Consider the following 18,541-nt stretch of genomic DNA (forward strand, 5'->3'; position numbering starts at 1 on the left):
ACTGCAGATGAGCTGTTTGAGATGGCGGAAGAAATCATCGCTTCAAAATGAGCCCTTGACTCCGTCCCTAGGGATCATTAATCTTGAATAGGGGATAGAAAAGGAGTGGAGTGAAATGAAAACCAGGATTGTTGGAGTAGCTCTTTTGGGCATGCTTACTTTATCTGCGTGCTCTTTTCAGAATGAGGTATTATCGGATCAGAATATAGAGGATCAGTCAGTGGTGGCGGCAAGCGAAGAGACTGATGAAGAAACTCAGCAGAAGATACATGAGAATCAGCTGCTTTATAAGTTTATCGGGCTGGCTGAAGATACATTTCCTGAGAAGATACAGAGGGCGCTATACTGGCAGGACAGGGAGTGCAGTGAGACTCTGATGGGAACAGTGATGGTTCCGATTCTCGATGAGAACGGAATGCAGGATATGAACTGGTTTTGCGATGATATATGTGAGTGGATGGAAATCTCTCTTGCAGAGATTCCGTATGATGAGGCTCCGTGGCTCTACAAGGAGATCATCATAAGCATGTATCCTTCAGAAGTGTCTTTTGACCCATCTCCGTATATCAGTAATGGGTATGACAGAGAAGCCCTGTATAGCGGATTATATGAATTTTTGGATGATAAACTGAATGCTCCGGATGGTCAGGCAGTCAGGTCTGACAGTTATGAGAAACTGGAATTTACAGATGACGGCAGCGGAGAGGGGTATGAGGACTATGAAGCGGAGTGCTCTTACACAACAGGGGATGGAATCACCTATGGTATGATCCCTGTCGACAGGGCAGCAGGAAGCAGTTACTACGTGCTTACAGCCAGGAGAAAAAGTGACGGGAAAGTTATACTGGTTAATGACGATCCCTACTGCGGAAGTGGTGGAGCAGCTGGCTGGATTACATTCATAGACGATACCACGCTTGGATTTTCATGCCTTACCTATAATGGGGGAGATGACGCGTTTCTCTATAGAACGGCGGACGGAGGAAGGTCTTTTGCCCAGATAAATTATCCCTCGGCTAAGGTCAAACTGGCGGATGGCAGCATCTACAACCCGTTTACCATTCCCGAGAAGGTCTGGAAGGACGGAGAAGACCTTTATATGCTGGCAGGGCAGAGCCCCTATTCCGGGGATTATTACAGTGAGGAACTTGGTAAGCACCCGTCAGGACTTTATGTATCTCATGATGACGGAATTAGTTTTGAATATGTTGGGGAACAATAATACAGTGTTTATGCGGCTTTCGGAATTTTCTTCCGGAAGTCGCAATTTTTTTGCAGACTTTTATGTGTCTGATTCGTTATATTATATGAGGAGAGCGAAATAAAGGAAAAAAAGATGGGGAAAACTGATTCTAAGGAAAAGTTAATAGAGCTGATGAGCACGTACAAGAATCTGGTTTTCTCTGTATGTCTTAAGCTGACGGGTGATTATTTTGCCGCGGAGGATATTACGCAGGAAACCTTTATTTCGGCCTATGAGCATATAAATGAGTTTGATGGTGCTTCGGAAAAGGCCTGGCTCTGCAGGATTGCCGGCAACAAGTGTATTGACTACTTAAGAGCTGCAGAGAGACGGGCTGTATCAACTCCTAACGATGAACTACCTCAAACTCAGGCGCTTAGCCGGGATGGCCCGTTGGAACAGTACGTTGCTGCAGACATCATGGAGACTTTCAGAAACAGATGCGATGAACTGTCAGAGCCATACAGAACGCCGGCTAAGCTCCATTTTGAAGAGGGCCTTACGGCAAAAGAGATCTCGATACGAACGGGAACACCGCTTAAGACCGTTCAATCCCATATTTACCGGGCGAGAGAGATGCTAAAGAAAACTATAAGGAAGGAGGATCTGCTTGCATGAGTGATAAAGATAAGATAATACCATATTTAAGCGATGATGAGCTGGATAAACTTATCACTGATATAGAGGGAAAAGAGCTTGTTCAGGCGCCTGCAGGTATCGAAAGAAATGTTTTATCTTTCATAGAGTACAAGAGGCGCAGGAAGACAATAGAGTTTGGCAAGTACTGTGTAAGAGTTGGATTTGCAGTAGCTGCTGCAATTGCTCTTGTATGCATAGTTCCTTTCATTCCTGATACGCAGACGCAGATTCCTTCCAGAGAAGATACAGTTTCTGAGAGAAATGTTGTATCCAGAGAAGAAGTTTTAGAAAAGAGATTCCTTCAATCAAAAGAAGAGGTTTTAAGAGAACGCGCCAGTAGCGGCTATTTAGAGGAAACAGAATTTTTTATACAGTCACATATTGAAAGCTTGTTTAAGTAAAGTTGGAGGTATACACAATGAAACAGAAAAAGAAAAACAGATTTTTTACATTTATATTCTCATTTCTGCCCGGAGCAGCAGAGATGTACATGGGATTCATGAAAAATGGCTTTAGCCTTATGCTGTTCTTCCTTGTGGCTTTTGTATTATTTGCTATGGGAAGCGGACTGGATTTCCTGATTCCGATCTGTGCTGTACTGTGGTTTTACGGATTCTTTCATGCAAGAAATGTTGCTGGTATGGATGATCAGGACTTCCTGGCAATGGAAGACAGATATGTGTGGGAAGAATTCTCGGATATTAAGTTTAATAAGCTGGCTGAAAAGAGTGCAAAGAAATGGATTGCGATAGCTCTTATTATAGTCGGAGCTGCTATGCTCTGGGATTATTTCTCCGGCATACTCTATAACCTGATACCCGGAGATTACTGGGGTGACATATATCCTGTTGTAAGTCAGATTCCGTCAGTGATCGTATCGATATTGATGGTAGCAATTGGCATCAGGATGATTATGGGCAAGAAAAAAGAAATGGATATGATATCTGAGACAGATGTAAAACCTGTTGCGGATATTGCACAGATAGAAGATAAGAGCCTTGATTCAAAGGAGGCATGATATGGAGAATGTAAGAACTCATAGAGTTGGAACCATTACAACCGGATTTGCGTTTATTGCATTCGGAGTTATGTTTATACTGCACTTGTTTTTAAGTGTGATCAGTTATGATGTGATATTTAAGCTGTGGCCTTTAATCCTGATAGGGCTGGGAGTTGAAGTGCTGGCATCAAATCTTAAGACTGACAGCGTCATATATGACAAGGCGGCAATAGTTCTTATGTTTATCCTTGCTTTCTTTGCAATGTGCATGGCAGGGGCAGATCTGATGTTTCAGTACTTTGTGAACGGACAGATGTTTTGAGATTGGTTCTGCGTTAGGTAGTTAAATGGTCCTGGGGGACGGAGTCAGGGGGTCAGTTTTGACCCCCTGACTCCGTCCCTCAGGACCATTTTTATTATTTTTAAAATAGTGCTTGACACACAATACTATGTGACATATAGTATTGTGTAACAGGAGGTAATGCGATGGAAAATCAAATGAAGCGAGGACTCTTGGATGTATGTGTTCTGGCTGCCATCAAGAGCGAAGACTCCTACGGATATCAGATAGTCAAGGATATGAGCTCATACGTGGAGATATCGGAGTCGACTCTTTACCCTATACTTCGACGCCTCGAGAATCAACAGCTCTTAACCGTCAGATCGGCTGAGCATAACGGAAGGCTACGGAAGTATTACCACATAACAGATGCAGGACTTTCCAGACTTAAGGCATTTGAGGAGGAATGGAAGGAACTGATGAAGATCTATGAATTTGTGACGAGGGAGGATGCGCATGAATAAGACAGAGTTTGTAAATCAGCTTTCCGCAGGGCTGATCGGACTTTCCCAAGAGGATATCAAAAAGTCTGTGGATTTCTATACAGAGATGATCGATGACCGAATAGAAGATGGAATGCCTGAAGAGGAAGCCGTTGCGGCACTGGGAAGTATAGAGGAGATCAGAGGCAAGATCCTTGAGGAGATTCCGATAACAAAGATTGTAAAAGAGAAGATCACACCTAAGAGATCATTCAAAGGATGGGAGATAGTTCTGCTGATCCTGGGAGCGCCGGTTTGGCTTCCACTGCTTCTTTCATTTATTGTTGTTTGTCTGGTGCTGTATTTGTGCTTCTGGATAATAATTCTTTCGCTTTATGTGATTGATCTTTCGGTATTCATAAGCGGAATTGCAGGAGTTATCGGAGCCGTTATTCAGACCGGAGGTGTCCCGGTAATGACATTCTTTATCGGATGCGGTATAGCACTGATTGGCTTGGGAATTTTATTGTTCTTTGGATTTAATCAGGTAACAAGAGGAATGCTGTTTTTGAGCAAGAAGATGGCGGTTGGTATAAAGAAAATGTTTGTAGGAGGTAAATCTGATGAGAGTTGAGAAGAAGATGGCGATTATTGTAGCATCAATGCTGCTTATTACAGGACTTGTAATGGCAGCTGCGTCATTCAGGGCAGCTGCGGGAGATATTAAGGAATCTGTTTCACAGAATCAGTACGAAGCTGTGACTAAAGACATCACAGAAGACTTTGATAATATTGAGATAGAGATAGGTGATCAGAATCTTGAGATTAAAAAGTCCGATAACAACAAGTCTTATCTTATCTGTGGCGAGAACGACAATGCCAAGTTCGATGTTTCTGTAAGTGGCAAGACTTTGAAGATTGAAGAAAAATTTGATAAACGTGTTATGAATCTCGAGGGGCTCTTTTCAATTAACGATTTCACCTCACAGCTTTATCTTCCTGAGGATGAATACCAGAACCTTAAGGCCCACATCGGAAGCGGAGACATTAAGATGGAAGACTCATTCACATTTCGTGATGTCAATGTGAGCCTTGGAAGCGGTGATGGATATATCTCCAAGGTTAAGGCAGAGGAGATAGATGCAAAGCTCGGAAGCGGACAGCTGTGGCTGGCAGAGACAAGATGCAAGTCAGCTGAGATCAATGTGGGAAGCGGAGATGTTTCAGTAGAAAATCTTGAATGTGAAAGAGACTTCTTTGCAAAGACCAGCAGCGGCAAACTGTTTTTGACAGATGTGATCGCTTCAGCATCCATGGAAGCTGCAACAGGCAGTGGCGACATCTTCCTGAAGAGATGTGACAGTCTTGGAATGAATTTTAAGACAGGAAGCGGAGATGTTACGGGATCGGTTAAGACAGCCAAGTCCTTTGATGCAAAGGCCGGCAGCGGTGATGTAAATGTTCCAAATGATGGAAACGGCGGAAATTGTGTGATAAGGACAGGGTCCGGAGATATTGAGATTGTTGTAGAGAACTGAATAACATAAATGGACCTAGGGGACGGAGTCAGTGGCTCGTTTTTGGTCCCTGGGGACGGGGGTTAGGGGTCATTTCCAGAATTTTCTGAAAATGACCCCTAACCCCCGTCCCCAGGGACCATTTATGCTTTCTCAGCGAGCTTGCCCTTGGCAAGAACAGCCAGGTGCTGTGTTGCTCTTGACATAGCAGTGTACAGGCAGTGATCGCCTATCTCGTCACTTGGATAGTTGTCTTCATCGGCGTCAGCCAGGATCACATGGTCGAACTCAAGGCCCTTGGCCAGTGCCAGTTCTATAATGAATGCTCCGCCGGAAGGAAGTGCATCCTGAAGCGTGATCTCGGAAGGCGCATCCTTGCCAAGTGCGGAAATGATCTTATCAATAGTCAGCGGATTTCTGCAGATAACAGCAGTAAGTCCATCCATCTCCGAATATTCTTTTATAAGCTTTTTGAGCTCTGCATAATACTCTTTATCTGAACTGCATGCCTTGCTACAGGTCTTTTCTCCGGGACGCTTAACTGAGGAAACCAGCATCTTCTTGGCATCCGGAAGTATCGCTGCAAACTTGTCGGTGATCTCAGGCGAGCATCTGTAGCTGGTCATAAGAGGCAGCAGGGCAAAAGACTTATTCTCTTCTTTCGCAAATTCTTCAATAGCATCAAAGGTCAGAGTACCTCTGCGGATTGACTGGAACTCATCTCCAAGCAGCATGAAACGCGCATTTGGATAGTATTTGAAAAGAACCTGAAGCTGAGCCATGGTGTAGTCCTGAATCTCATCTACCATGACGTAGCGCATATTTTTGTCGCAGATGCCTGTGAGGAGAATCTTGGTATAAAGCCACTCGGCAGCAGTTATGTCATCTCTTCCGAGGATCCTCTGGGCTACGTGCTTTATATTTACCCAGCTGCAGTGCCTTATGTTGCTGAGGGCTCCGCCGAAATCATTCTCAATAAGATTATCTGCGGCTTTATCGGACCCCGGTGCACTCTCAGATTCTTCGTCCGAATCATTATCCATGTTTCTTAAAGAGTTCTTGGCTCTGTTTTCAAGCTCATCAGATGCGATCTGGATAAGGCGCACGCCCATCGGGAATTTGTTAAAGTGTCTTACTACAGATACTATCTCGCTCTTGGACAGCACGAGCTTCTCTTTTTGCTTAACGTCAAAGAAATCATCTTCCTCAGGAACAAGGCTTAGCAGCCCCTCCTTTATCAGCTCAAGGCTCTCGGGATCTGTATAATCCTGTGATCCGTCGCCGCATGGCACATGGAGCTTGGTCAGGAACTCCTGCCATGTCAGAGTGACAGGGTTACTCTCGCCAAGGTCAGGAAGTACGTTGTCGATATAGTCCCTGAAGACGGGATTGAGTGTCATGAGGCACACCTGATCCGGCCTTAAGGTGTTTCTCTTTTGATAAAAGAGATATGCGATACGCTGTAGCAGTACAGAAGTCTTGCCACTTCCTGCGATACCGTCAACAAGGAGAACAGGAACATCGGGGTATCTGATAATCGTGTTCTGCTCCTTCTGGATGGTTGCGGTGATTGCCTGCATCTTATCAGACCTTGTCTGGGAAAGAGATGCAAGAAGCATCGGATCCTCGATTGCAACCTGAGTATCAAAATATGCATGCAGTTTATTTTTGGTCAGGTCAAACTGGCGGCGCAGCTTGAGGTCCACCGGAATCTCACGATCATCAACGGTGTAGTGCGTGTGGCCGTTTTCCTGGTTGTAGTAAACCTCCGCAACAGGAGATCTCCAGTCGATTATCATCTGCTGATAGCGATTCTCGGAGATGGAAGCTCGGCCTATATAGTAGCTCTCGGGCTCCTCTGACGGGTCAAACTGAAGTGTGACCTTGGCAAAGTAAGGGGACTCCAGGAGCTTGGTAATTGTATTAAGGCGCCTGCCAAGAGAGCTTACTTCTACATTGTATGAATCAATATATCTGTTCCAGACTTCAATCTCGCCCAGGGTTTCAAAAGCCGTCTCATCGTCCGCATAGTCGAAACGGAGGTTGTCACGGATATCGTTCTTTTCCTCCATGGCTTTTTCGTCCAAAGATACGATCTTGTCTTCCAGATCTTTTTTCATATCAAGGAGCTTGTTATATGTAGCCGTTAAGTGCTCTTGTTCCAGATTTAATTCTTCTTTATTCATAAATTACCTGCCTTGTAAATGTAAAAAACAAACCTTAGGTTGTCCTTTCAGTATAACATGTATGTCCAATTTTGGCATTGAACAAAAAACAAGCCAAAATGGGGCATTTAATTTTTTCCTTGATTTTTTAAACTAAAGACATAAGAAAGGGAGGAAATTATGAGATACGGACATTTTGATGAAGAAAACAACGAGTACGTTATAGACAGAGTCGATCTTCCCACATCCTGGACCAACTACCTGGGAGTGGAGGATATGTGCGCTGTTGTCAATCACACGGCCGGTGGATATCTCTTTTACAAATCGCCTGAGTATCACAGGATAACAAGGTTCAGGGGAAATGCCATTCCAATGGACAGGCCTGGCGACTATATCTACATAAGAGATAACGAGGACGGTGATTATTTCAGCATTTCCTGGCAGCCGGTGGGCAAGTCTTTAGACGAAGCTAAGTACACAACCCGTCACGGCATGAGCGTAACCACCTATGAGTGCGAGTACAAGGGCCTTAAGGCAAGCGAGAAGCTCAGCATTCCTATCGGAGACAATGCCCTTGTCTGGGATGTTGTCATCAGCAATCAGAGTGATCGCACAAGAGATCTCTCTGTATTTTCCTATGCAGAATTTTCGTATCATCATGTTCCCATAGATAATCAGAATTTCCAGATGAGCCTATACTGTGCAGGCAGTGAGTACAAGGACGGGACCATTCTCTATGACCTGTTTTATGAGGAGGAAGGCTACCAGTACTTTACTTCAAACTTTGAGCCTGACGGCTTTGAGTGCCTAAGGGATGAGTTCATCGGAATCTATAACACAGAGACCAATCCCCAAGCGGTCGAGAGGGGGAGTCTTACCGGTTCATTCGAGAAGGGGGGCAACCATTGTGCTTCTCTTCAAAAGAACTTAAGGCTGCAGGCAGGTGAATCGGTAAGGCTGATCTATTTCCTTGGCGAAGGCGGAATAGCCGAGTCGGAAGCCATAAAGAAAAAGTACAACACCCCCGACAAGCTCGATGAAGCCTACGCTGCCCTGAAGAAATTCTGGCAGGATAAGCAGAGGCGCTTTGCGGTAAAGAGCCCCGAGAAGGGCATAGATGTAATGATAAACACCTGGACTCTCTACCAGGCTGAGATCAATGTCATGTTCTCCAGATTTGCATCCTTTATTGAAGTCGGTGGAAGGACAGGCCTTGGATACCGCGATACAGCGCAGGATGCCATGACTGTGATCGCTTCAAATCCTGAAGGGTGCAAGAAGAGAATAGTTGAGCTCCTCAGAGCCCTTACAAGCAGCGGATACGGAATACATCTCTTTGAACCAAGATGGTTCCTGCCTGAGGAGGAAAAAGAGAAGAAGAAAAAGCCTTTCAAATCTCCCACTGTTATACCCGAGCCGGAGGGTGCATCCAAGGTCCACGGACTTGCGGATGCATGCTCTGACGACGCACTCTGGCTTGTTCCTTCGATAGTTGAGTACGTCAAGGAAACAGGAGATTTTAACTTCCTTAATGAGGAATACGGGTACGCCGATGGCGGTAAGGGCAGCGTATATGAGCATATGAAGAAGATAGTTCTTTTCTCCCTGAAGGAAGTTGGAGACAACGGAATCTGTAAGGGACTCAGGGCTGACTGGAACGACTGCCTTAATCTTGGCGGAGGCGAGAGCGCATTGGTTTCGTTCCTGCTATTCAGAGCGCTGGTTTGCCTTGAGAAGACAGCTGCCTATACAGGTGATATGTCTTTTGCAAAAGAGCTCTCAGAGAAAATCCGGGGACTGCAGAAGAGCCTCAACGACACCCTGTGGGACGGCGACTGGTATCTGCGCGGCTTTACGAAGTCCGGACGAAAGATCGGAACCAAGGATAACAAGGAGGGGCAGATCCACCTTGAGTCCAATGCCTGGGCGGTTCTCTCCGGCGCTGCAGATGAGGAGAAGGCTAAAAGAGCTCTCGACTCCATCCACTATAAACTGGCAACGCCTTTCGGAATCATGCTCAATGCACCGGTTTACACGGAGCCCGACGATGAGGTCGGATTTGTCACCAGGGTTTATCCGGGACTTAAGGAGAACGGAAGCATCTTTTCACATCCAAATCCATGGGTTTGGTCCGCGGAATGCAGAATGGGCAACGGAGACAGGGCCTTCGAGTATTACAGGAGTCTGTGCCCGTATTATCAGAATGACAGCATAGAAAAGAGATGGGCTGAGCCTTATTCATACTGCCAGTTCATATCCGGCAAGGACCACACAACCTACGGAAGGGCGCACCATCCATTCATGACAGGCAGCGGAGGATGGGCATATTTCGCCGTAACACATTACATGCTTGGCATAAGACCCGGATTTGACGAGCTTATCATTGATCCATGCATTCCTAAGGGCTGGGACGGATTTGAAGTGTCCAGGGTCTTCAGAGGCGCAACATATAACATCAGCGTGATTAATTCTGATCATGTGGAAAAGGGCGTGAAGATGATCTACCTCGACGGCAAGGAGGTTTCCAGAATCCCTGTATTTGCCGCCGGAGAAGAACATGTGATAGACGTTGTCATGGGACAGAAAGGGGAAAAGAGATGATCAAGTTCGGAACAGGCGGATGGAGAGCCATCATAGGTGACGGCTTTACCAAGGAGAATGTTCAGATCCTGGCAAATGCCATGGCGGCCAAGATGAAGGCTGAGAATGTGGCGGATAAAGGAATTGTCCTTGGCTATGACAGAAGGTTTTTGTCCAAAGAAGCTATGCAGTGGGCCGGTGTAGTGTTTGCGGCAGCAGGCATCAAAGCAAGGCTCATCAACAAGTCAAGCCCGACACCTCTTGTTATGTTCTATGTGATGAAGCATGAGCTTCCCTATGGAATGATGGTGACTGCCAGCCACAATCCTGCTATTTACAACGGTATCAAGCTCTTTACCGCTGGTGGAAGAGATGCTGACGAGAAGCAGACCGCGCAGGTTGAGGAATACATAAGCAAGGTGACACTTCCTGTTCCCGTCATGGAATATGAGGATGCCAAGGCAGCAGGACTTATAGAGGAATTCTATCCGATCAATGAATACATAGATAATATTTTGGACAGGATAAATGTTGAAGCAGTCAAAAATGCATCGCTGCGCGTGGCACTTGATCCGATGTACGGCGTAAGTGAGACTGCGATCAAGACCATACTGCTTACAGCAAGGTGCGAGATGGAGACCATACACGGCCGCCACGACACACTCTTTGGAGGTAAGCTTCCCGCACCCAACGAGGGAGCAATGAGTCCGTTAAAGACCTGCGTAATAGACAACCACTGCGACATAGGAATCGCAACTGACGGAGATGCCGACAGGATAGGCGTTGTGGACGACAAGGGAAGATATCTTTCGCCAAACGACATTCTGGTTCTTCTATATTACTATCTGGTCAAGTACAGACACGAGAGCGGACCTGTTGTCAGGAACCTCTGCACCACACACATGCTCGACAGGATCGCTGAGAAATTTGGAGAAAAGAGCTATGAAGTTCCTGTTGGCTTTAAGCACATTTCAGCCAAGATTACAGAGACTGATGCGCTCATAGGAGGCGAGTCCTCGGGCGGACTCACAGTAAGAGGACACATCAACGGAAAAGACGGTGTGTATGCGGCAGCTCTCCTGGTTGAGATGCTGGCTGTGACAGGCAAGAAAATATCTGAGATGTACGATGATATTCAGGAAGAGTTCGGCCATTACTATATGCTTGAGCAGAATTATTCCTTCAGGGCAGAGAAAAAGCCTGAGTACCAGAAGCTTCTCATGGAAGACAAGGCAGTTCCTTCCTTTGAAGCGGAAGTGGAGAGGACTTCCTATCTCGATGGCTGTAAGGTATACTTTAAGAATGGGGGATGGGTCTGTGTGAGATTCTCAGGTACGGAGCCGCTCCTTAGGATTTTCTGCGAGATGCCGGACAAGGCCCTTGCGGAAAAGACTTGTGACGCATACAAAAATCTGTTGGGGCTTAGTGACTGATGAAAAGAAGAAAATCTCTTAAATGGCAGATGCTCAGAGTTTTGGCACTGGGGTGGTTTGTGCCTTTAACTGCCATTGTTGTGGCTTTTCTTGTTGTGGTTTCCGGAAGGATCGACAGGCAGAGCCAGAGCCTTATAACAACATCTATGGAAAAGGCGGCGGATATCAGTATCCTCCGCCTTTTGGACTGCATTGATTCATCCAAGGATGCATCATATCTTTCATATATCGCGGATTATTGGTCCGAGTACAAGGAGAGCGGAGATTCCGGCAAACTCTATAATGAGGTCACGACTTTTTTGTCGGCACACTATAAGTATGATCCCAGTTTTGACATAACTGTCCTGATCTTTACCGATGAGCCCGAAAATCTTTATTACACGGGCAATACCACCGGAAGAGGAAGCGTGACAAGGTACAAGTTCTTCAAGGAACAGGTGCAGGAAAAAGCTCTTTTCATATCGGAGGACCTTGATACCAGGACAGAGTTTTTTGCCATGGGCGGACATGTGTATATGATACGAAACCTGATTGGCAGAGGGTTTAAGAGATATGCTGTCCTTGTAATGGAGATAAATCCACAGGAGGTATTTGAGAGCTTAAAGAGTGTCTGGGAATACCGGGGAATGGATATCTCTTTTAAAGAAGATAAGCTGTACAGCGAGGGAGACTATGAAGGATCCCAGGATGTAATTACCTGTACGAGAAAGAGCGTTGACGGTGTATTTACATTTTCGGTTGCCTATGACGGAACTGCCGTGGGACTGGAAAAGAGATCCATCAACATCACATTTATGATCCTGATCGTGTTCCTGATCCCGTTGATCCTGCTGCTGTTCTATTTCTTCAACAAGAGGATCAATAAGCCCATCACTACGCTTACTGCCGCTTCCAAGAAGATCGCAGAGGGTGAGTACGGAGAAGTGGTTGAACAGCCTGAGGGACAGAGCGGCGAGATCGCAGATCTGACCAGGAACTTCAACAAGATGAGCATCAAGCTCGGTGAGCAGTTCAACAAGATATTTGTTGAGGAGATTGCTCTTCGGGATGCCAATATACATGCGCTCCAATCCCAGATAAATCCGCACTTTTTGAATAACACACTGGAGATAATCAACTGGGAAGCAAGGATGAACGGCCAGGAGAAGGTGTCCAGCATGATAGAGGCACTGTCCACCATGATGAGTGCAACCATGGACAGGAACAGGCAGTCTCTGATTGCGCTCTCCGAGGAGCTTGAGTATGTAAATGCATATATCTACATAATAAAGTGCAGATATCAGGACAGGTTTTTCTACGAAGAGAATATTGATAAAGCTCTTTTATCAGTCATGGTTCCAAGGCTTATCATTCAGCCGGTGATCGAAAATGCTGTTGAATACAGCTACTCTGAGGATGGCATAAGGAGAGTGCGTATGGAGATAGAAGGAACCCAGAAGGGCGACAAGGTGGACATGAAGATTCGCATAATAAACCCCGGTGTTCCAAGCGATGATGACTTCGCCAAGATAAAAGAGCTTTTGACGGATGATATGGATATCAAGCCCATGGAGGAGCGCTCCACCAGGATCGGTATCCGCAACGTTCACAGGAGACTTAGAATGCTTTATGGGTCTGAGAGCAGGCTCACTATTGAAACAGACGGAAACGGAAACACTATCAGCACTATTTTTGTCAAAAATTGACAATTTCAGCAATCCGATTAAAGCTGCAGCACTGCTATCCTATAATCAGAAAAAACGTAACACATGCGCATAAGGGTATGCGCAGAAGGGAGAGAAAGTATGAAACTTAAAAATCTGACAGCAGTGCTCATGACAGCAGTTATGACTATTAGTATGGTCGGCTGCGGAAGCACAGCACCCGAGGCACCGGCAGCAGAGGCTCCTGCACAGACAGAAGCACCTGCAGCAGAAGCACCCGCAGCAGAGGCTCCGGCTGAGACTACTGAGGCATCAGGTCCTGTAGAGATCACTGTTACAACAACCTTCGCAGGTGAGGATTCCAACGCTCAGAACTACAAGAATGCTGTTGCAGACTGGGAAGCAGCTACAGGAAACACAGTAAGCGATACCTCAGCAACTTCGGATGAGACCTTCAAGACAAGGATCATCACAGACTTTGAGACAGGTTCAGAGCCTGACGTTCTGTTCTTCTTCAACGGAGCAGATGCCAATGATTTTGTTAACGCAGGCAAGGTTGTATCAATCGATGATATCAGAGCAGAGTTCCCTGAGTATGCATCAAACATGAACGATGACCTCATCGCAGCATCTCCTGCAGATGGTAAAAAGTACGCAGTTCCTGTAAACGGATACTGGGAAGCAATGTTTGTTAACACAGAAGTTCTCGACGCTGCAGGCGTAGCAATGCCCGGCGCAGACTATACATGGGATCAGTTCCTTGAGGACTGCCAGAAGATCAAGGATGCAGGTTATGCTCCTATCGCAGCAGCTCTTGGCAACATTCCTCATTATTGGTGGGAGTTTGCAATCTTCAATCAGCAGACACCTGACAACCACCTGAATATCCCCGGCGCAGCAGATGATGCTACAGGTGCTCAGTGGGTAGCAGGACTTGAGGATATCAAGGACCTTTATGAGAAAGGCTTCTTCCCTGATAACACACTTTCAGCAACAGATGATGAGACCTTCGCTATGTTCACAGACGGCAAGGCAGCATTCCTTCTCGACGGTTCATGGAAGGTTGGCGGTATCGTTGGTTCATGCCAGTCAGATCCTGAGGATCCAAGCACAATCGATGCTGATAAGCTCAGCCACTTTGACGTAACTTACTTCCCCGGCAAGGGCAACAGAAAGACCACAGATATGATCGGCGGACTTTCAATGGGTTACTACATCACAACCAAGGCTTGGGAAGATCCCGACAAGAAGGCAGCAGCTGTAAGCTTTGTTGAGCACATGACAAGTGACGAGGTAGTTCCTCAGTTCGCACAGCACACAGCTTCAGCTCTTAAGAATGCTCCTGCTGTTGACGAGACACAGTTCAATGCTCTTCAGGTTAAGGCAATGTCTATGATGAGCGGCGTTACATCTCTTACAGGCGCTGTACAGGATCTCTTCAACGGTGACTGCAGAGTATCAACCTTTGATGGAATGCCTGACATCGTAGTAGGCAACGTTTCTGCAGCAGATGCAGTTCAGGAAGGTATTGATGTCTACAAAGACACTTTAGAATAATTTAGTTTCGATTTTCCTTTGAATCTTGTTTCGGCCGGCAATACATAGTATTCGCCGGTCGAAACTTTAAGAGGGGTTACGTATGTCTAACATTTATAAAAGCAGAAAATATGTCTTTTTATTTCTTGCACCGGCATTTCTGTTCATGATCATCTATCTCTACTATCCGTTTTTTGTAAATATATATGGCAGCTTTCGCGGTATCAAGAATCTGGGGACTTTTGGAACAAAGTGGAATACACCGTGGTATGAAAACTATGTGAAGCTGGTTACTGATCCTGTTGTCAGGACTTCACTGAAAAATACATTTATTATGATCATTGCCACCATAGTGGGGCAGGTGGGAATAGCTCTTTTGCTTGCAATCCTTGTTGACAATATCGACAGAGGGACACAGTTCTTCAGGACGGTTTACTTCTTCCCTATCGTTATTTCAGCTACAGCTCTGGGACTTCTCTTTAACCTGATCTTCCTCTATGACAAAGGTATGCTCAATCAGTTCTTAGAGCTCTTTGGCAGAAAAGAGCTTATAGACTGGAAGGGAGAAAAACTGGCCATTATGACCATGATGATCCCTGTTGTGTGGCAATATGTAGGATTTTATTTTGTAATACTTCAGACGGGACTTAACAACATCTCTCAGGAACTCTATGAGTCTGCAGCTATCGACGGTGCTACAAGATTCCAGAGAGTGTGGTATATTTCCCTGCCTCTTTTAAGAAACGTGCTATGTACCTGCCTGACTCTGGGCGTCACCGGTGCACTCAAAGTATTTGATCTTCCCTGGACAATGTTTCCAAAGGGAATGCCACTCAAGGAGACCTTCCTTACAGGAACCTACATGTACTATCAGACTATGGAAGCCAAGAACGTTGACTACGGTGCAACACTGGCGGTTCTTATCGTTGTGCTTGGAGTAGTCCTCTCAAGGCTGACAAGACTCGTATTCAAAGAAAGCGAGGACTTCTGATATGAAAAGAAATAAGATAGGGCTTTCATTTTTATACCTGCTCCTTGGAGCATGGGCGCTGACAACCATATATCCGCTTTTCTGGGTTCTGGAAAACTCTTTTAAAGCCAAGGACAAGATCCTGGCAAAGAGCTTTGCGCTTCCTCTGGGAGATCTTTTTACTCTGGCCAATTATAAAAGAGCTTTCGACAGACTCGATATCGGACATGCTTATTTAAACAGCATCTTCATTTCGGGATGTGTAACTGTCGGAGTAATGATACTTGCCGGACTTGCGTCTTTTGCCCTTGTAAGATTTGATTTCAAGTTAAAAAAGCTTATGCACACCCTGGTGATTGCAGCTATGATGTTTCCTGTGTTCTCAACCATCATTCCTGTTTACACCATGGAGTCGAGCTGGCATATAACAAACACTTCAAGCTGGTTTCTTAATATGCTCTCAGTTATCCTGCCTCAGGTTGCAGGAAATATGAGCTTTGCGATAATTGTGCTCATGGGTTATGTTCAGTCATTGCCTTTGGAACTTGAGGAAGCAGCGCATCTGGAAGGCTGCTCTATACCGCAGATATTCTTTAAGATCGTGGTTCCTTTAGGTAAGCCATCATTTGTAACCGTTGCGATCTTCTCATTCCTGTGGAGTTATAACGATCTGTTTACTCAGATGTTCTTCCTGAGAAGACCTGAGATGCAAGCTATCACAAGGCTGCTTAATGAGCTCACTTCCAAAGAGGGAACCAACTACGGACTCATGGCAGCAGCCGTTACACTGGTAATAATTCCGGTAATAATAGTGTATGTTTTCCTGCAAAAGTATATAATTAAAGGGATGACAGCAGGTGCCGTAAAGGGTTGAGTATGTACAAAGTACTTATTGTTGACGATGAGCCCGTTATTGCAGAGGGCCTTAAGAAAATAGTTGACTGGGAGAAATACAACTGTGTTGTTGCGGGGACAGCTTCCTCAGGAAAAGAGGGACTTGCCATGGTAGAAAAGTGCCGTCCGGACATTCTTTTTACAGATATCAGAATGCCCGGTATGGACGGACTTACCATGCTGGCAGCTCTGCGCAGCGAACACAAAAATCTTCATGTGATAATCCTGACAGGGTATCGGGACTTCGATTATGCGAGAGAAGCCCTTAATCTTGGCGTGTTCAGATATCTGGTCAAGCCATCCAAGATGAAGGAACTTGATGAAGCTATGGAGAGCCTTTCCGAGAGACTTGCAAGTGTGGCTGATGCAGAGCAGGAGCCCATCGAGGATGACAACACCAGCGCCAACAACTTTATTGTCAAACAGGCTATAAGCTATATGGAGCAGCACTACAAGGAGAAGCTCCAGCTCACAGACGTGGCAGAGAAGGTCTACGTGAGCCACTGGCACTTAAGTAAGCTCCTTAACAGCACAGGCAAGAGCTTTTCTGATGTCCTTAACGAGATCAGGATTGAGAATGCAAAAGAGCTTATGGAGGATTCATCACTGCATATAGCCGATATTTCAGAGAGAGTCGGATTTGCGGATACTGCTCATTTCTCCAGAGTATTTAAAAAGTACACGGGAATGAGCGCTAACGAATACAGAAACAGATTTTTGAAATGAGGGCGGTTATGAAGATTACTGGGGCATCTGTCTTTGGTAAAGACAGGAAATTTCATGAAAAAGATCTTTATGTAAAGGAAGAACTTATCACTGACAGTGCATCGGCGGGAGAAGAAGTCATCGATGCCACCGGGTGCTATGCGATTCCCGGACTTATAGACATTCATTTCCATGGAGCCATGGGAGAAGATGTATGCGACGGTAATGCGCAGGCTTTTGAAAAGATAGCGGAGTATGAGGTCTCGCGCGGAGTTACAGCTATTTGCCCTGCGACACTGACGCTTCCTGTAGAAGATTTAAAGCATGTGCTCTCTTTGGGAGCAGAGTTTGCCGCCAAAGGAAACAACAGATTATCGGATCTGGTGGGCTTTAACATGGAGGGACCGTTCATCAGCCCTGTGAAAAAGGGTGCACAGAATGAAGAATATATCATGAAGTGCAATCCCGGGATCGTGGATGAGTTTTACGAGGCGTCGAAAGGTCTTTTGAAAATAATCGGACTTGCGCCGGAGGAAAACCCTGACTTTGAGAAATACATTGAAGCGGTCAGGGACAAGGTCATCGTGTCACTTGCCCACACTGCTTCGGATTATGATACAGCTATGAAGGCTTTTGGAGCCGGTGCCTCTCACGCGGTTCATCTCTACAATGCCATGACGGGAATGAGCCACAGAGAACCGGGCGTTGTTGGAGCGGTATTTGATTCCAAACACGTGACGGCAGAACTGATCTGCGATGGTATTCATATTCATCCTGCTGCGGTGAGAGCTACCTTTGAGATGATGGGGGCTGAGAGGATGATACTGATCAGTGACAGTATGAGGTCTACAGGAATGCCCGACGGCGAGTATGAGCTTGGAGGACTTCCCGCGATCAAGAAGGGCAGAGAAGTAAGGCTTAAGGAAGGCGGTGCAATCGCAGGCTCCGGAACCGATCTTATGGATTGTCTTAAGACAGTGGTCCTTGATATGGATATTCCTATCGAGGTGGCAGTGGCGGCAGCTACAATCAATCCGGCAAGACGAATCGGTATAGCCGATAAATACGGAAGTTTAGAGTCGGGCAAGTACGCTGACATAGTTCTTCTGGACAAAAAAGATCTCTCAATTAAGAAAATTTTAAGAAAAGGATCACCCATTGGGCAATGTCATTAAGTTAGTATGACAATACAAAAATGGCAACAGACTGAGGATGAAGTATTTTACTCTTCATCCTCAGTTTCTTCTTTTTAGGGCATAGCAAATAGACGGATTTTCTCCGCCAAAATAAAATTATGCAGCTTATTGTTTTTATGCTACTCTGTATAGGAAACTATGATATATCTTGCCAGTTAGTTTTCTTTCCCGATGTCTATCTGGCCTTATAGGAACTAGATTTTTTGATATAATGGTTTCCAAATCAGGTGATGATGCCTTTCCTCGATAGAACAATCT

Annotated in this window: 17 protein-coding genes; 16 read left to right on the forward strand and 1 reads right to left on the reverse strand. The window is 45.6% G+C overall.

What is annotated here, in order from left to right; genetic code table 11:
- Window positions 1-115: 115 nt before the first annotated feature.
- The 8 genes from G590_RS0107885 to G590_RS0107920 all read left to right on the forward strand — a co-directional run bounded on the left by G590_RS0107885 (window position 116) and on the right by G590_RS0107920 (window position 5,182).
- Complete coding sequence (locus G590_RS0107885) at window positions 116-1,222, forward strand: hypothetical protein (protein ID WP_022765124.1); 1,107 nt, start codon at window positions 116-118, stop codon at window positions 1,220-1,222.
- Between the two features lie 114 nt (window positions 1,223-1,336).
- Entirely contained in the window at window positions 1,337-1,861 is a 525-nt protein-coding gene (locus G590_RS0107890; RefSeq protein WP_022765125.1) for an RNA polymerase sigma factor, read from the forward strand.
- Window positions 1,858-2,283: a hypothetical protein gene (locus G590_RS0107895; protein ID WP_022765126.1), complete on the forward strand. Its 426-nt coding sequence runs from the start codon at window positions 1,858-1,860 to the stop codon at window positions 2,281-2,283. The genes G590_RS0107890 and G590_RS0107895 overlap by 4 nt, the downstream gene beginning before the upstream one ends.
- Before the next feature lie 17 nt (window positions 2,284-2,300).
- The gene (locus G590_RS18800) at window positions 2,301-2,900 is read left to right on the forward strand and encodes a hypothetical protein (protein WP_022765127.1); all 600 of its coding nucleotides are present in this window, start codon (window positions 2,301-2,303) and stop codon (window positions 2,898-2,900) included.
- Window position 2,901: 1 nt separating this feature from the next.
- Window positions 2,902-3,204, forward strand: a complete 303-nt coding sequence (locus G590_RS0107905; protein WP_022765128.1) for a LiaI-LiaF-like domain-containing protein — start codon at window positions 2,902-2,904, stop codon at window positions 3,202-3,204.
- A 164-nt stretch (window positions 3,205-3,368) separates the two neighbouring features.
- Window positions 3,369-3,686 carry a PadR family transcriptional regulator gene (locus tag G590_RS0107910; RefSeq protein ID WP_022765129.1) on the forward strand — a complete coding sequence of 106 codons (318 nt, stop codon included), beginning with the start codon at window positions 3,369-3,371 and terminating at the stop codon, window positions 3,684-3,686.
- Entirely contained in the window at window positions 3,679-4,278 is a 600-nt protein-coding gene (locus G590_RS0107915) for a DUF1700 domain-containing protein (RefSeq protein WP_022765130.1), read from the forward strand. Before G590_RS0107910 ends, G590_RS0107915 begins: the two co-directional genes overlap by 8 nt.
- The gene (locus G590_RS0107920; RefSeq protein WP_022765131.1) at window positions 4,268-5,182 is read left to right on the forward strand and encodes a DUF4097 family beta strand repeat-containing protein; all 915 of its coding nucleotides are present in this window, start codon (window positions 4,268-4,270) and stop codon (window positions 5,180-5,182) included. The genes G590_RS0107915 and G590_RS0107920 overlap by 11 nt, the downstream gene beginning before the upstream one ends.
- A gap of 122 nt (window positions 5,183-5,304) precedes the next feature.
- Here G590_RS0107920 and G590_RS18805 read toward each other — a convergent pair whose 3' ends face one another.
- Window positions 5,305-7,347, reverse strand: a complete 2,043-nt coding sequence (locus G590_RS18805; protein ID WP_022765132.1) for a HelD family protein — start codon at window positions 7,345-7,347, stop codon at window positions 5,305-5,307.
- A gap of 159 nt (window positions 7,348-7,506) precedes the next feature.
- On the opposite strand from G590_RS18805, the gene G590_RS0107930 reads away from it, so the two are divergent.
- From G590_RS0107930 to nagA, 8 genes are all read left to right on the forward strand, one after another.
- Complete coding sequence (locus G590_RS0107930) at window positions 7,507-9,927, forward strand: GH36-type glycosyl hydrolase domain-containing protein (protein WP_022765133.1); 2,421 nt, start codon at window positions 7,507-7,509, stop codon at window positions 9,925-9,927.
- Window positions 9,924-11,339: a phosphoglucomutase/phosphomannomutase family protein gene (locus G590_RS0107935; protein ID WP_022765134.1), complete on the forward strand. Its 1,416-nt coding sequence runs from the start codon at window positions 9,924-9,926 to the stop codon at window positions 11,337-11,339. The genes G590_RS0107930 and G590_RS0107935 overlap by 4 nt, the downstream gene beginning before the upstream one ends.
- Window positions 11,339-13,024 carry a sensor histidine kinase gene (locus G590_RS0107940; RefSeq protein ID WP_022765135.1) on the forward strand — a complete coding sequence of 562 codons (1,686 nt, stop codon included), beginning with the start codon at window positions 11,339-11,341 and terminating at the stop codon, window positions 13,022-13,024. The genes G590_RS0107935 and G590_RS0107940 overlap by 1 nt, the downstream gene beginning before the upstream one ends.
- Before the next feature lie 99 nt (window positions 13,025-13,123).
- Window positions 13,124-14,539: an ABC transporter substrate-binding protein gene (locus tag G590_RS0107945; RefSeq protein ID WP_022765136.1), complete on the forward strand. Its 1,416-nt coding sequence runs from the start codon at window positions 13,124-13,126 to the stop codon at window positions 14,537-14,539.
- Window positions 14,540-14,621: 82 nt separating this feature from the next.
- Window positions 14,622-15,509, forward strand: coding sequence for a carbohydrate ABC transporter permease (locus G590_RS0107950; protein ID WP_022765137.1), 888 nt, complete (start codon window positions 14,622-14,624; stop codon window positions 15,507-15,509).
- A 1-nt stretch (window position 15,510) separates the two neighbouring features.
- Window positions 15,511-16,362, forward strand: coding sequence for a carbohydrate ABC transporter permease (locus tag G590_RS0107955; protein WP_022765138.1), 852 nt, complete (start codon window positions 15,511-15,513; stop codon window positions 16,360-16,362).
- 2 nt (window positions 16,363-16,364) lie between these two features.
- Entirely contained in the window at window positions 16,365-17,108 is a 744-nt protein-coding gene (locus tag G590_RS0107960; RefSeq protein WP_022765139.1) for a response regulator transcription factor, read from the forward strand.
- Window positions 17,109-17,116: 8 nt separating this feature from the next.
- Complete coding sequence (gene nagA / locus G590_RS0107965; protein WP_022765140.1) at window positions 17,117-18,262, forward strand: N-acetylglucosamine-6-phosphate deacetylase; 1,146 nt, start codon at window positions 17,117-17,119, stop codon at window positions 18,260-18,262.
- Window positions 18,263-18,541 lie beyond the last annotated feature (279 nt).

It is taken from the genome of Butyrivibrio sp. XPD2006, assembly GCF_000420865.1.
GTDB lineage: Bacteria > Bacillota > Clostridia > Lachnospirales > Lachnospiraceae > Butyrivibrio.